This is a genomic window from Streptomyces sp. TE5632, from assembly GCF_054061295.1.
In genome coordinates, this window is sequence record NZ_JBSSEA010000003.1 from 6,074,376 (window position 1) to 6,089,321 (window position 14,946).

The 14,946-nt window shown below is 71.8% G+C and carries 12 protein-coding genes; 7 read left to right on the plus strand and 5 right to left on the minus strand.

Features of this window, described 5'->3' with window-relative positions; all coding sequences use genetic code 11:
* Positions 1–302: 302 nt before the first annotated feature.
* The 4 genes from ACVW19_RS32985 (at position 303) to ACVW19_RS33000 (ending at position 2,533) form a co-directional block, all read left to right on the plus strand.
* Complete coding sequence (locus ACVW19_RS32985; RefSeq protein ID WP_452984873.1) at positions 303–716, plus strand: hypothetical protein; 414 nt, start codon at positions 303–305, stop codon at positions 714–716.
* Positions 713–1,516 carry a hypothetical protein gene (locus ACVW19_RS32990; RefSeq protein WP_457464152.1) on the plus strand — a complete coding sequence of 268 codons (804 nt, stop codon included), beginning with the start codon at positions 713–715 and terminating at the stop codon, positions 1,514–1,516. The genes ACVW19_RS32985 and ACVW19_RS32990 overlap by 4 nt, the downstream gene beginning before the upstream one ends.
* Before the next feature lie 38 nt (positions 1,517–1,554).
* Positions 1,555–2,073, plus strand: coding sequence for a roadblock/LC7 domain-containing protein (locus ACVW19_RS32995; RefSeq protein WP_457464154.1), 519 nt, complete (start codon positions 1,555–1,557; stop codon positions 2,071–2,073).
* A gap of 85 nt (positions 2,074–2,158) precedes the next feature.
* Positions 2,159–2,533 (plus strand): hypothetical protein, encoded by a 375-nt coding sequence (locus ACVW19_RS33000; RefSeq protein ID WP_457464155.1) that lies wholly within the window; start codon positions 2,159–2,161, stop codon positions 2,531–2,533.
* A gap of 101 nt (positions 2,534–2,634) precedes the next feature.
* Here ACVW19_RS33000 and ACVW19_RS33005 read toward each other — a convergent pair whose 3' ends face one another.
* Positions 2,635–3,837, minus strand: coding sequence for a globin domain-containing protein (locus ACVW19_RS33005; RefSeq protein WP_457464157.1), 1,203 nt, complete (start codon positions 3,835–3,837; stop codon positions 2,635–2,637).
* A 217-nt stretch (positions 3,838–4,054) separates the two neighbouring features.
* On the minus strand, positions 4,055–4,438 hold the full coding sequence (locus ACVW19_RS33010) for an STAS domain-containing protein (protein WP_457464159.1): 384 nt from the start codon (positions 4,436–4,438) through the stop codon (positions 4,055–4,057).
* 458 nt (positions 4,439–4,896) lie between these two features.
* Here ACVW19_RS33010 and ACVW19_RS33015 point away from each other — a divergent pair, with 458 nt between their 5' ends.
* From ACVW19_RS33015 to ACVW19_RS33025, 3 genes are all read left to right on the plus strand, one after another.
* Complete coding sequence (locus ACVW19_RS33015; protein WP_457464160.1) at positions 4,897–5,592, plus strand: response regulator; 696 nt, start codon at positions 4,897–4,899, stop codon at positions 5,590–5,592.
* Positions 5,593–5,695: 103 nt separating this feature from the next.
* Positions 5,696–7,420 (plus strand): GAF domain-containing protein, encoded by a 1,725-nt coding sequence (locus ACVW19_RS33020; RefSeq protein ID WP_457464162.1) that lies wholly within the window; start codon positions 5,696–5,698, stop codon positions 7,418–7,420.
* A 97-nt stretch (positions 7,421–7,517) separates the two neighbouring features.
* Positions 7,518–9,887 carry a glycoside hydrolase family 65 protein gene (locus ACVW19_RS33025; RefSeq protein ID WP_457464163.1) on the plus strand — a complete coding sequence of 790 codons (2,370 nt, stop codon included), beginning with the start codon at positions 7,518–7,520 and terminating at the stop codon, positions 9,885–9,887.
* A gap of 18 nt (positions 9,888–9,905) precedes the next feature.
* Here the strand turns inward: ACVW19_RS33025 and ACVW19_RS33030 are convergent, their stop codons facing one another.
* From ACVW19_RS33030 to ACVW19_RS33040, 3 genes are all read right to left on the minus strand, one after another.
* The gene (locus ACVW19_RS33030; RefSeq protein ID WP_457464165.1) at positions 9,906–10,403 is read right to left on the minus strand and encodes a lamin tail domain-containing protein; all 498 of its coding nucleotides are present in this window, start codon (positions 10,401–10,403) and stop codon (positions 9,906–9,908) included.
* 219 nt (positions 10,404–10,622) lie between these two features.
* A complete protein-coding gene (locus tag ACVW19_RS33035) occupies positions 10,623–11,987 on the minus strand; it encodes an FAD-dependent oxidoreductase (RefSeq protein ID WP_457464166.1) in 1,365 nt (454 codons plus the stop codon).
* A gap of 151 nt (positions 11,988–12,138) precedes the next feature.
* On the minus strand, positions 12,139–14,877 hold the full coding sequence (locus ACVW19_RS33040; RefSeq protein ID WP_457464168.1) for a SpoIIE family protein phosphatase: 2,739 nt from the start codon (positions 14,875–14,877) through the stop codon (positions 12,139–12,141).
* Positions 14,878–14,946 lie beyond the last annotated feature (69 nt).

Sequence of the window (14,946 nt, forward strand, 5' to 3'; positions counted from 1 at the left end):
GGTCCCGCGCACGGGGTGTGCGGGGCGCACACATGGCGGAGGGCTTTCACTCGTGGTCGCGACAGTACCCGGTCCCCACAATGGAATCCGGTGAGCAGGGCCGACCCGCCATCCGCACAGGGGAAGGCCCTGCTCGCACCCCGCCGCCCACCGGACCGGGAAAATCGGCGACGTTATCAGTACCGGGGCGTCCTTGTCGCATATTCCAAGGGAAAACACCAAAGCCCCCACCTCGGTCGAGCACACACCGTAGCGTCGACGTCACGTTCGCGGTACAGCCGTGCGATGAGGGGGGATCCGGCGTGCCCGGAATCGACGAGAGTCTGCTGGAAGCCATGCGACTGCCTGGTGCGCGGGGTGCACTGGTGGTCGACTGGATCAGTGGACTCGCGCTGGGTGCGGTGGGCGACGCGCCGGGCGACGACCCGGAGGCGACAGCGGCGGAGACCGCCGAACTCGCCCGCCTCGCCATGGAGAGCGGCACACTCGCACCGGCCGACGGCGGCCTGTCCGTCGCGTCCGTCGCCTCCGGCAAGGAACCACCCGTCCAGGACCTCATCCTCACCACCGTCGACGCGTACCACCTGCTCCGGTTCGTCATCACGGCCTTCGACAGCACCGTGTTCCTGTACCTGTGGCTCGACCGCCGTGACGGCAACCTGGCCCTGGCCCGTATCCGGCTGGCCGAGATGGCGGACCGGCTGGTGCTCGGATGACCACGGCGGCACCCATCGAGGGATCGGCACCGACCGGCGGATCGGTGCCTGCCGTGCTCGGCAGCCTCGCGGCGGAACGCGCCACCGGGGCCCTCTCCACCGAGTCCGGGGTCTTCTACCTGGCGGCGGGGCACGTCGTCCACGTCGAATCCGTGTACAGCCCCGACCTCGGCGATCTGCTCACCCGCAGCGGTGCCCTCCCGGCCGACGGCTGGTGGGAGGCGGTCGAGCGGGCCGGGGCCCGCCACCGCGTCGGCCGCCAGTTGGTCGACAGCGGCCGTCTCACCACGGGCGCGCTGGAACTGTGCCACACGGGCGCGCTGTTCGACGCGGCGTACTTCGCGCTGGCCCAGGACACCGCCGCGCTCCGCTTCCGCCCGGAAGCAGCGCACTGGCTCGGCGCGGTCCGCCCCGTTCCGGTGCACAGCGTGCTGCGCGAGTCGCGGCGTCGCCGTGATCTGCTGCACCGCATCTGGCCCGACCCCGCCGTCGACACCGCCCCGCTCACCCGTGCGCCCGGCGCCGACCCGGCGGACCTGCCGCCCCGCCGCGGCCGGACCCTCGCCCGGGTCGACGGGGCCAGCACCGCCGCGCAGATCGCCTCGGCCCTGGCGTGCCGCACCTTCCACACCCTCGTCGAACTGCGTCGCCTGGCCGCCGACGGACTGATCGCCCCCGCACCGCCCCCACCCCCGCCCGTCGCCACCGTCCCCCACGGCACCGGCGAAGCCGGCTCCGCGTGGGACGAGCCCGACACAGCGCTGCTGCGACGGCTCCTGGACGCCTTGGAGGCCCTGTGATCCGCGCGCGTCGACAGCGTGCCGAAAGGAGACTGCTCATGGCCGTCGAGACCGACGTGCTGGACGAACTGCGTCGGCTCCGTACCCGGGTCCCCAGGCTGGCGGGATCACTCGCGGCCACCGTCGACGGGCTCGTCCTCGCCCACGACGTGCCCGACACCGAACCGGAGGGGCTGGCCGCGCTCACCGCCGCCGCGCTCGGTGTCGCGTACCGCGTGACGGACGCCACCGCCCGCGGCGAGTTCCGCGAACTGCTGGTGCGCGGGACGCGGGGATACGTGGCGACCTACGCCGCAGGAAGCACCGCCGTGCTCACCCTGCTCGCCGACGACCGGGTCAACGTGGGCCGGCTGCATCTGGAGGGCCGGCGCAGCGGGGCCCGCATCGCGGACCTGGTCGCCACCGGAGCCGGCCCCGGCGTGGGCCGGCACACCGACCGCGCGGCGCCCGAACAAGGCCCCGTACCCGCCCTGGACACGGACCGCCGGATCGGCACCCTCCCGGTGCGCGCTCCGCAGCGGCCCGCACACCGGCCCCGGCCCCAGGCCGACGGCTGAATCCCGGCTCCTCCTCCCGGCCTGCCGCCGCGGCACGACCCGGCGACCGGCCAGAACAACGATCACGACCGAAAGGAAACCTCTCATGGCCAACACCGAGACCGCGCTCAAGGACTGCCTCAGCTCCATCGACGGCGCGACGGCCGCCGCACTCGTCGACTACACCAGCGGCATGGCGCTCGGCACGATCGGCGGCGGCAAGGACTTCAACCTGGAGGTCGCCGCCGCGGGCAACACCGACGTCATGCGCTCGAAACTGCGCACCATGGAACTCCTCGGGCTGAAGGACGAGATCGACGACATCCTGATCACCCTGGGCAACCAGTACCACCTGATCCGCCCGCTCAAGGGGCGCGGCGGCAACGGTCTGTTCCTGTACCTGGTCCTGGACAAGGCTCGCGCCAACCTGGCGATGGCGCGCCACCAGCTGCGCCGGATCGAGACGGACCTGGAGGTCTGAGCCGGGACCGGACCGGTTCCGGAACACCGCAACGGGCGTGTGCCCTTCGCGAACACCACTCGCGAAGGGCACACGCCCGTTACGGCGTCAGCCGGACTCGGTCAGGCCGCGTCGGGAAGCCACAGGTCGGGACCGAAGACCTCGTAGCTGATCTGCCGGGCGGGGACGCCGGCACCCAGGAGCCCGCCACGCACCGTGCGCATGAACGGCAGCGGGCCGCACAGGTACACCGACGCGTCCGCAGGGACGTCGATCCCGGTGAGGTCCATCAGGCCGCTGCGCGCCTCCGGCTCCTCGGCGCCCGGCCGCTCGTACCAGAAGACCGCGCGGGCGTCCGGCAGTTGCTCCACCAGGGACCGCACCTCGGCACGCAGGGCGTGCTCGTCGGGCGAGGTGTCGGCGTGCAGCACCAGGACCCGGCGGGCCGAGCCCGTCGCGGCGAGCCGGGCGAGCATGCCCACCATGGGGGTGCAGCCGATACCGGCCGAGACCAGCACCAGCGGGGTGTCGGCCTCGTCCAGGGCCACGTCGCCGGCCGGCACGGACAGCGCGAGTTCGTCCCCCACGCCGGTCTGCGCGTGCAGCAGGTTGGACACCTCGCCGTCCGGTGTCTCCGCCTCGCCGGTGAGGCGTTTGACGGTGATGCGGCGCAGCTCGCCCCCGGGGTCCGAGGACAGGCTGTACTGGCGCAGCTGGTGCACCCCGTCGGGCATCCGCAGCCGCACGCTCACGTACTGCCCGGCCCGTGCGGGCGGGGCGGGCTCGCCGTCGGCCGGGCGCAGCAGGAACGACACCACGTCGGGGGTCTCCTCGTGCCGTTCGACGACCGTCCACTGCCGCCATGTCGCGCCCGGTTCGACCCCGGCGTCCTGGTAGAGGCGGGCCTCCTGCCCGATGAGGGCACCGGCCATCAGCCAGTACACCTCGTCCCAGGCGGCGGCCACCTCCGGGGTGACGGCCTCGCCGAGCACCTCCGCGATCGCGCCGAACAGGTACTTGTGCACGATCGTGTACTGGTCGTCGGTGACCCCGACCGCGATGTGCTTGTGCGCGATCCGTGCCAGCAGGGCGTCCGGCCGGGTGTCCGGGTCGGCGAGCAGCGCCCGTGCGAAACCGGCGATGGAACCGGCCAGCGCCCGGCGCTGGGCACCGCTGGCCTGGTTGCCCCGGTTGAACATGCCGTCCAGCAGTTCGGGGCGGTCGCGGAACATCGCACCGTAGAAACGCGCGGTGATCTCGTCGAGCGCTCCGGCCACGGCGGGAAGGGTGGCCCGGACCACTGCGGCAGATTCTTCGGACAGCATGAGGTCTCCCAACAGCGTGACGGGGTAAGGGCGTTGGACCGCCGTTCCGGACCGGCGGCACCACCTGTATAGCAATCCGACATGAGGGTTTCCGTCGGTAACCGACGCTGGCGGGGCACTGCGGGCCCATCGGCCCGGGAGAAGGGGACCTTCGGTCCCGGGCGCCGCGCACCCAGCAGGGCCGATCGGCTCGGTCACGGGGGACTCACGACGCTGTTCAGCGGCTTTCGCGCACCGTGGGGGCGGCCGCGTCGAGCTCCGCGGGCAGTCGGGAAAGCAGTTCGAAGACGCCGGTGAGCCGGACGTGGTGGAGGAGGCGCAGGAAGGAGGGCTTGTCCGTGATCAGCCGCAGCCGCCCGCCGCGGGCCAGCACCCGGTTGCGGGCGCGGCACAGCACGCCCAGCCCCGAGCAGTCGATGAAGGGCACAGCGCGCAGATCGAGCACCAGGTCGGGAAGGGCGCGGTCGGTCAGTGTGTCCAGGCGCCGCGACAGAACGGGCGCGGTGCGCAGGTCGAGTTCACCGCGCGGGGTGACGACCGTCGTTCCGGCGACGGTCCGTTCGGGCGGCTCCGCCACGGACCGGCTGGGGTTCTGGGGCATACCGTCCAGACAACCCGGAGCGGCGAGCCCGCCGGTAGGGCCGGCCGGCCCCAGCCGCGGCGGTCCACCGGGGCCGACCGGCACTGACCGGTGAGTACGGCACTCGGGGCGAGGACGGGGCGGGCACCGGAACCGTCGGTATCGTGAGCGGAGCGACACCGCGGGGGATCGGCGCCGCTCCTGTCCTCGAGGATGGCCCGGCCGTGTGCCGCGGCACAGGTGCCGATGGTCCCGGAGTCCCGGGCCGTCCGGCCTTGGCCACGTCGCACAGGACAGCGGATGACCCGGGACGAGGCGGGTCACCCGGGGGAAAGCAAGGCCGGTCGGCCCTGGCCGTCCGGCCCGTAATCGAGAAGGATCTCCCTGGAGGGGGCCGTCGGCCGCCGGCCGACGGCCGGTGTGCCCGGTGTGCCCGGTGTGCCCGGTATGCAGGGACAGTCAAGGACAAGGAGCATCAGATGGCGGACAGCGAGCAGCCCGGACCCGACCGGCCCATCCGGGTCTTCCTGCTGGACGACCACGAGGTGGTCCGCCGCGGAGTGCACGACCTGCTCAACGACGAACCGGACATCACCGTGGTCGGCGAGGCCGCCACCGTCGAGCAGGCCCTGGTCCGCGTCCCCGCGCTCCGCCCCGACGTGGCGGTCCTCGACGTCCGCCTGCCCGACGGCGACGGTGTGACCGTCTGCCGCGAGCTGCGCTCGAAGATGCCCGACCTGGCCTGTCTGATGCTCACCTCGTTCGACGACGAGGAGGCCCTGCTGGACTCGATCATGGCGGGTGCCTCCGGCTATGTGCTGAAGCAGATCCAGGGCTCGGACCTGGTCGCGGCCGTGCGGACGGTCGCCTCGGGACAGTCCCTGCTCGACCCGAGCGCCACCACCCGCCTGATGGCCCGGCTGCGGCAGGAACAGGAGGAGCCGAAGGAGGAGCAGGACGCCCTGCCGGGACTGACCGAACGCGAGCGGGAGATCCTCGCGCTGATCGGTGAGGGGCTGACCAACCGGCAGATCGGCCAGCGGCTGTATCTCGCGGAGAAGACGGTGAAGAACCACATCTCCCGTCTGCTGGCCAAACTCGGGGTGGAACGCCGTATCCAGGCCGCCGTGATCGCCACCCAGGCCCAGGACCGGCTGCGGCGCACGGACCGCTGACGCCGGGTGCGGCGTTCGGTGGGACGTGATCGTGCAGGGCCCGTTACCGTGGCACCTGCCGGGGGCACATCCCCGGTAGGGCGAGCGAACGGGAGGACCACGGGTGGAGAGCTCCGAGCGGGACGGGGACGCCCGTCTTCGGCTGCCGCAGCTGAGGCTGGACGAGTTGCTGGAGGAGCTCCAGGCCCGGATCGACGCGGCCCGCGGCACGCGTGACCGGGTGCACAGCCTGCTGGAGGCCGTCCTCGAGGTGGGGCGCGAGCTCGACCTGAAGCAGGTCCTGCACAGCATCGTCGACGCCGCGGCGGTGCTGGTGGACGCGGAGTACGCCGCCCTCGGTGTGATCGGCCCCGACGGGAAACGGCTGTCGGCCTTCCACACCGTCGGTGTCAGCGAGGAAGTGATCGCCCGCATCGGCCACTTCCCCGAGGGACACGGCATCCTCGGGGAGCTGATCCGCCACCCCGAGCCGTTGCGGCTGGCCAAGCTCTCCGACCACCCCTCCTCCTACGGGTTCCCGCCCCACCACCCGCCGATGAACAGCTTTCTCGGCGTCCCCATCCGGGTCCGTGACCAGATCTTCGGCAACCTGTACCTCACCGAGAAACGTGCCGGGGCGAAGTTCGACGAGGAGGACGAGTCGGTCCTGTCGACCCTGGCCGTCGCCGCCGGCGTGGCCATCGACAACGCCCGGCTCTACGAGGAGTCCCGGCTGCGGGAGCGGTGGCTGCAGGCGAACACGGAGATCACCCACGCCCTGATGTCCGGCAGCGGCGGCAGCGAGGCCCTCCTGCTGATCGCCGAACGCGCCAGGGAGATCACCGGCGCCGCGCTCGCCGAGGTGGCGGTGCCGATGGAGGGCACCGGATCGCTGACCGTGGAACTCGCCATCGGCCAGGAGGCGGACGCCCACCGAGGGCTCGTCGTACCCGTCGACGACAGTCTGCTGGGCCGGGCGTTCACCAGCGCCGCCCCCGTCACCAGCCCGGACGTCTCCAGCGACGAGCGGGTCTCGTCCGGGCCGCCGCGCTTCGCCGGACTCGGCCCGGCGGTGGCGGTGCCCGTCGGATCGGAGGACGGTGTCCGGGGCATCGTCCTGCTGGTGCGCGCCACCGGCGCCGGCGAGTTCTCCGAGAAGGAGATCGAACCGCTGCAGGGCTTCGCCGCGCAGGCGGCCGTGGCGATGGAACTGGCGGAGCGGCGCCGCGACGCCGAGCAGATCGCCGTGCTGGAGGACCGGGACCGGATCGCCCGGGACCTGCACGACCTGGCGATCCAGCGACTGTTCGCCACCGGGATGACGCTGCAGAGCGCCGGCCGCTTCATCGAGCACAAGGAGGCCTCGGAGCGGGTCGCCCGGGCGGTGGACGACCTGGACGAGACCATAAAGATCATCAGGTCGACCATCTTCGGTCTGCGCGCGCACGACACCGCGTCCGGGACCGGTCTGCGGGCCCGCGTCGTGCGGGTGGTCGGCGAGGCGGCCCCCCTGCTCGGCTTCGCCCCCAGCGTGCGCATGGAGGGCCTGGTCGACACCCATGTGTCGAAGGAGACCGCCGACCATGTGGTGGCCGTCCTGTCCGAGTCCCTGACCAACATCGCCCGGCACGCGCGCGCCGACCGCGCCCAGGTGGCTCTCGAGACCGACGGCCGCGAGGTGCGGCTGACGGTCTCCGACAACGGTGTGGGCATCCCGGCCGGCGGCCGCCGCAGCGGACTGCGCAACATGGCCGAGCGTGCCGCGCAACTCGGGGGCGAGCTGGAGATCGACAGTTCCGCGGACCGGGGCACCACCCTGGTGTGGCGCGCGCCCGTACGGGAGGGTTAGAACCCGTCCCCGGCCGTGTGTGGTCGGCCCGGGGCTGGGTACCCCGTGCCGAACCACCGGGGCTCTCCGCTGGGCCGACCGCGGAAGGAGCGTCGTCGTGACGGGCTGGACCTGGGAGTACGAGGGATACGACGCCGCCGAGGCGCGCCTGCGGGAGTCGCTGTGCACGCTCGGCAACGGCTACTTCGCCACCCGGGGAGCGCTGCCGGAGTGTACCGCCGACGCGGTGCACTACCCGGGCACCTACACGGCCGGCTGCTACGACCGGCTCACCTCGGAGGTCGCCGGGCGGCAGGTCGAGAACGAGGACCTCGTCAACCTCCCCAACTGGCTGCCGCTGCGCTTCCGGCTGCCCGGCGGCCTCTGGCTCACCCCCGACACCGCGACCGTGCTCGACCACCACGAGACCCTGCGGATGGCCTCGGGGCTGCTGGAGCGCCTGACCCGGTACGACCTCGGCGGCGGTCGGGTGCTGAGGGTGCGCCAGGAACGGCTGGTGCACATGGCCGACCCCCATCTGGCCGCGCTGCGCACCGAGTTCACGGGGGAACAGCACTCCGGCGCCCTAGAGGTCGAGGCGGCGCTCGACGGCGGCGTCACCAACGCGGGAGTGGCACGCTACCGGGACCTGGACGGCCGGCATCTGACCCATGTGCACAGCGGCAGCTCGGCGCCGGACACGGTGTGGCTGCGTTGCCGCACCCGTACCTCGGACATCCTGATCGCCTTCGCCTCCCGGCTGCTGTCCGAGGCGCCCACCGCGATCCGCAGGGAGGACCGACGTGCCGTCCAGTCGACCCGTCTGCACCTGACTCCGGGCCACACGACGACCGTGGACAAGATCGTCGCCCTGCACACCTCGCGCGACCCGGCCATCAACGATCCCTTGCACGCCGCCGTCGACCGGGTGGGCCGGGTCCCCGCCTACGACGAACTGCTGGAGTCCCACCGGACGGCCTGGGGCCAGCTGTGGCGCCGGGGCGAACTGGACGTCCCCGGCGAGGCAGGCGGCATTCTGCGTCTGCATCTCTTCCACGTGCTCCAGACCCTCTCCCCGCACACCGCCGACCTGGACGTCGGGGTGCCGGCCAGGGGACTGCACGGCGAGGCCTACCGCGGGCACGTCTTCTGGGACGAGCTGTTCGTGCTGCCCTACCTCAACCTGCACTTCCCCGAGGTCTCCCGCGCCCTGCTGCACTACCGGCACCGCCGGCTGGGCCGGGCCCTCAACGCCGCCCGGGACGCCGGACGCAGGGGGGCGATGTTCCCCTGGCAGAGCGGCAGCGACGGCCGGGAGGAGGCCCAACAACTCCACCTCAACCCGCGGTCGGGCCGCTGGGTGCCCGACCACTCCCACCTCCAGCACCATGTGGGCTCGGCGATCGCGTACAACGTGTGGCAGTACTGCGAGGCCAGCGGCGACACCGAGTTCCTGCACACCAAGGGCGCCGAACTGCTGCTGCAGATCTCCCGCTTCTGGGCGGACGCCGCCGCCTGGGACCCGCTGCTGGGCCGGCACCGGATCAAGGGTGTGGTCGGCCCCGACGAGTACCACGACGCCTATCCCGACGCGGCCGAGCCCGGACTGGACGACAACGCGTACACGAACGTGACCGCTGCCTGGGTGCTCGCCCACACCCTCGACGTGCTGCGCGCCCTGCCCGAGCCGCGCCGACGGGAACTCGACGAACGCACGGGTCTGGACGGAAGCGAACTCGAGAAGTGGGAGGAGGTCTCCCGCACCCTGCACGTGCCCTTCCACGACGGCGTCATCAGCCAGTTCGAAGGGTACGGAAAGCTTGCCGAGCTCGACTGGCAGGACTACCGGCGGCGTTACGACGACATCCGGCGGCTGGACCGGATCCTGGAGGCCGAGGGCGACAGCGTCAACCGCTACCGGGCCTCGAAGCAGGCGGACGTCCTGATGCTCGGCTATCTGTTCGCCCCGGCCGAACTGCAGGGCCTGTTCCGCCGGTTGGGGCATGAGTTGGACGAGGCGACCTGGCGGCTCACGGTGGACCACTACCTGCACCGCACCAGCCACGGCTCCACCCTCAGCGGCCTCGTCCACGGCTGGGTGCTGGCCCGGGAGCGGCGCGCCGAGGCGTGGACGTTCTGCCAGGAGGCACTGCGCGGGGACATCGCCGACATCCAGGGCGGCACCACCGGTGAGGGCGTTCACCTCGGCGCCATGGCCGGCACCCTCGACCTGGTCCAGCGCGGACTGCCGGGGCTGGAGACCCGGGGCGGCGACCTGCGGCTGGACCCGGTGCCCCTGCCGGAGCTGTCCTCCTACGGCTTCACCCTGCGCTACCACGGCCACTGGGGTGTCCGGCTGAGGCTGGAACGCGGCCTGCTGGAGATCGCCGTACCGGCCTCCGGCCCCGCCCCGATCGACGTGCGCCTCCCGGACCGCACGGCCCGCCTCCACCCGGGGGAGACGGGCCGCCTGCCGCTCACGGAATGACGGTCCGGCGGGGGTCGGTCACTTGTGGAAGCTGATGTACCCGTCGCCGTCCCGGTCGGAGCCGCGCTTCGTGTACGAGTGCACGTCGGCGCGGCTGCCCGTGGGCTTGACCAGGTAGATCGTGTCCTTGTCGTTGTTCCAGATGAAGTTGCAGTTGTCGCGGTAGACGACGTTGTTCTTGTCGGAGTCCGTGCCGTGGCCGCCGCGCAGCTTCACGTGGTCGCGGGGCTCGAGGTAGTGGTTGGCGGTGAAGACGAACCGGTTCCCGGCGGCGTCCTTGACCAGGTACCCCTTGAGGTTCACGGTCTTCGTCGACGAGTAGTTCTTGATCGTCAGGTACTCCTGGTGCGTGTTGCCCGTGGAGCACTTGTTGGAGTCGCGCCCCGGAGCGTCGTACTGGACGCCGCGCACCTTGAGCGCGGAGGTGTACTCGGCGGCGTGCGCCGGAACGGCCGTCAGCATGGCCAGGGCGCCCGCGGCTGCGGTGGTGGCGACGGCAGCAGTGCGTATACGCATGAACTCATCCCCCCTGTATGACCTTTGTGTGAAGGTCATATGGTGATCTGGTGGCGGCTGGATCGTACACAACTTCGATTGCCGTCACGTCAGGGGGGGTGCCGGTGGGCGCCGGCGGCCGCTCGCCGACCGCGCGGAAAGCGGAGCGCCCGTCCGGTCCCTCGAGGGACCGGACGGGCGCTCCGCGGTACGTTCGGTGCCGGCCGCCCGGCTATCGGCTCACGCGCCGCTCTCCCGCAGCATGTCCTCGCGCTCCACGAGCTTCACCCGATCGCGTCCCTGCGGCTCGCCCAGCGCCTTCTCCGCGGCGTCCAGCCGGTACCAGCCGTCCCAGGTGGTGTGGCGGACGGCGCGCTCGGCGAGGAGGGCGTCCACGGCCTCCGGGGCGGGCGAGGCCGGAGTCGACAGCCGGCCGTTGGCGAAGTCGTCCAGCAGGTTCGCCACCGTCTCGTTGGCGTCGCCCTTGGTGTGGCCGATCAGGCCCACCGGGCCGCGGCGGATCCACCCGGTGACGTATGTGGACGTCAGGTGCTCGCCGTTCTCCTGCATGACCCGGCCGCCCTTGTCCGGAACGGTGCCGGAGTCGATGTCCCAGGGCAGTTTGGGGAGCTTGTCGGACAGGTAGCCCACCGCGCGGTAGACCGCGCTGACGTCCCAGTCCTTGAACTCGCCGGTGCCCTTGACGTTGCCGGTGCCGTCCAGTTCCGTGCGCTCGGTGCGCAGGCCGACCACCTTGCCGTCCTCGCCGAGGATCTCGGACGGCGACTCGAAGAAGTGCAGGAACAGCTTGTGCGGACGGTCGCCGGCGTCGCGGATCGCCCACTTCTCCAGGGTCTTGGCGACCATGTCGGCCTGCTTGTTGCCGCGCCGGGTCGCGATCGAGCCCTCGTCGTAGTCGATGTCCTCGGGGTCGACGATCACCTCGATGCTGGGGGAGTGGTCCAGCTCCCTCAGCTCCATCGGGCTGAACTTCGCCTGCGCCGGGCCGCGGCGGCCGAAGACGTGGATCTCCCGCGCCCTGTTGGCCTTCAGCCCCTCGTGGACGTTCGGCGGGATCTCCGTCGGCAGCAGTTCGTCCGCCGTCTTGGCCAGGATGCGGGCGACGTCGAGGGCGACGTTGCCGACGCCGAGCACGGCGACCTTCTCCGCCTCGAGCGGCCAGGTGCGCGGTACGTCCGGGTGACCGTCGTACCAGGAGACGAAGTCGGCCGCGCCGTACGAGCCGTCGAGATCGATCCCCGGGACGGACATCGCCCGGTCGGCGGTCGCGCCGGTGGCGAAGATCACGGCGTCGTAGAACGCGCGCAGGTCGTCGAGATGGATGTCCGTGCCGTAGTCCACATTGCCGAACAGCCGGATCTGCGGCTTGTCGAGCACCTGGTGCAGGGCCGTGATGATGCCCTTGATCCGCGGGTGGTCGGGAGCGACGCCGTACCGGATCAGACCGAAGGGCGCCGGCATGCGCTCGAAGATGTCGATGGAGACGCCCGGTTCGGCGGCCACGTCGGACTTGAGCAGGGCGTCGGCGGCGTAGATCCCGGCGGGGCCGGATCCTACGACGGCTACCCGCAGGGGGCGGGGCATGGGCAGTTTCCCTTCGAGCGATGACAAGAGCCTCACTCGATCCTAAACAAAGGCTTGCCTTACCTGGTACGCGGGTCCGGTCTATGGGCACATAAGTGGCCCTTATGACTCCTCAAGGCCTCTCATGTGCTTTCCGGGGCGAACGCCGTGGTCACGGGAGGGACTGCTCCGCCCAGATGACCTTACCGGCCGGTAGGTAGCGGGTGCCCCAGCGCTCCGCCAGCTGCGCCACCAGGAACAGGCCGCGTCCGCCCTCGTCGGTCATGGTCGCGTACCGCAGATGCGGCGAGGTGCTGCTGCCGTCGAAGACCTCGCAGATCAGATGGCGGTCCCGCAGCATCCGCACCTCGATGGGACCGCCGCCGTAACGGATCGCGTTGGTGACCAGCTCGCTCAGGATCAGTTCCGTGCTGAAGGAGAGGTCCTCCAGTCCCCACTCGGTCAGCTTCCGGGTGACCGCGGCGCGCACCTCGGCGACGGCCGCCGGGTCGGAGGGCACCGGCCACTGGGCGATCCGGTCCGAGGTGAGCGCCCGGGTGCGGGCCACCAGCAGGGCGATGTCGTCCCGTGCCCTGACCGGACTCCGGGAGTCCAGCACGGCCCGGCAGGTGTCCTCGGGGGAGTCCCCGGCCCGCGACAGCGCCTCGCGCAGCAGCTCCAGACCGACGTCGATGTCGTGCTCCCGGTCCTCGACCAGTCCGTCGGTGTACAGGACGAGACGGCTGCCCTCCGCCGGCTCCAGCTCGGCCGTCTCGAACGGCAGCCCGCCCAGCCCCAGGGGCGGGCCGGCGGGCACGTCCACGAATTCCACGGTGCCGTCCGGGTGGATCAGCGCGGGCGGCGGATGGCCCGCGCGGGCGACCTTGCACTTCCGGGTGACCGGGTCGTAGACGGCGTACAGACAGGTCGCCCCGGTCACCGGGGCGCTGTGCTCGTCCTCCGTCTCGTCCGAGTCGATGCGGCCGACCAACTCGTCGAGCAGGCCCAGCAGCTCGTCGGGCGGCAGGTCGAGCGCGGAGAAGTTGTGCACCGCCGTGCGCAATCTCCCCATGGTGGCCGCGGCGTGCAGCCCGTGCCCGACGACATCGCCGACCACCAGCGCGACCCGCGCCCCGGACAGCGGCAGGACGTCGAACCAGTCACCGCCCACCCCGGCCTGGGCGGGCAGATAGCGGTAGGCGATGTCCAGGGCGCTCTGCTCGGGCAGGCTGCGGGGCAGCAGGCTGCGCTGGAGCGTGACCGCCATGCTGTGCTCGCGCGTGTAGCGGCGGGCGTTGTCGATGGACACCGCGGCCCGTGAGACCAGTTCCTCCGCCAGGGCCAGCTCGTCCTCGTCGAACGGCTCGGGCTTCTCGGAACGCCAGAAGCCGACCACGCCCAGCAGCAGGGAACCGGCCCGCAGCGGCACGGTGATCAGCGAGTGGATGCCGTACCCCACGATCTGCCCGGAGCGCTCCATGTCCTGCGCCCGCCACCCCGGGGCCTCACTCAACCGGGGCTCGACGAGCGGCCGGCCGGTGGCGAGGCTGCGGCCCTGCGGGGACGACTCGACGAACCGGGTCCGGGTGCCCACCGGGTACAGCGGGGCGTCCTCGCGGACGCCGGCCATCGCCGTGCGGCGCACCGGGCCCGCCCCGTCCGGCTGACCGCCGGCCAGCACCGTCTCGAACAGGTCCACCGTGGTGAAGTCCGCGAACCGCGGTACGGCGAGTTCCGTCAGCTCCTCGGCCGTGCGGGTGATGTCCAGGCTGGTCCCGATGCCCACACCGGCTTCGTAGAGCATGTCGAGCCGCTCCCGCGCGGCCTCGGCCCGGCCGGACAGGGCACGCAGTTCGGTGGAGTCGCGGACCGTGGCGACGCTGCCGGGCGGGCCCCCGGCGCGGTCGGTGGACCGCTGGTTGACGGCCAGCAGCCGGCCGCCGACCCGATGCACCTCGTCCGTGGCGACGCGCCCCGAGGACAGCAGGTCGGCGGTGCCGGGGTCGAGGGGGAGGTCGAGCACATGACGGCCCTCCGCGTCCTCGGGCAGACCGAGCAGCCGGTGCGCCTCGTCGTTGGCGAGCAGCAGGGTGCCGTCGTCGGCGAGGATGACCACGCCTTCCCGCACCGCGTGCAGCACCGCGTCGTGATGCTCGTACATCCGGGTCATCTCGTGCGGACCCAGTCCGTGGGTCTGCAGCAGCAGACGTCTGCTGATCAGGGCCGCGCCCACGGTGGCCAGCGCGAGTGCGGCGCCCCCGGCGGCCAGCACCAGCGGCAGCTGGTCGTCGACGGCGCCCCCGACGCGCTCGGTCGTGATCCCCGCCGAGACCAGGCCCACGACGACGCCGTCGGGGTTGTTCACCGGCACCACGGCCTGGACGAGGGGGCCGAGGGTGCCCGTGATCTCCTCGGTGACCGGCCGTCCGGCCAGCGCGGGCTGCAGGGTGCCGACGAACTTCTTGCCGATACGGTCCGTCCTGGGGTGTGTGTAGCGGATGCCCTCGGTGTTCATGACGACGACGAAGTCGACCTTCGCCTGCTTGCGGATGGTTTCCGCGCGCGGCTGGAGCAGGGCAGTGGGGTCGGGGGATCCGAGTGCATCGACGATGCCGGGCGCGTGGGCGAGCGTCTCCGCGACGGCGAGCGAACGGCTGCGGGCCTCCCGGGTGCTGTCGTGCCGTACCTGCAGCACCAGCGCGATCACGGCCGACACGACCAGCAGCAGCACGATCACGACATGCAGGATGAACACCTGCCCTGCGACGCTGCGTACGCTCAGCACCGGCCGGAGCCACGCCGGTGGGTGCCACCGCGAACCATCGCCTCTCCGTCGTTGCCGGCGTATGGAGGTTGTGGCGCTGGGCCGCTGGGGCGACCGGGCCTGGGATCGACCCATCAGTCGGACCATGTGCCGAGTTTAACTACAGGCCTCAATGGCGTGTCTTCGACGGGCAACGGCCGTTCGTGGCGAGACCCC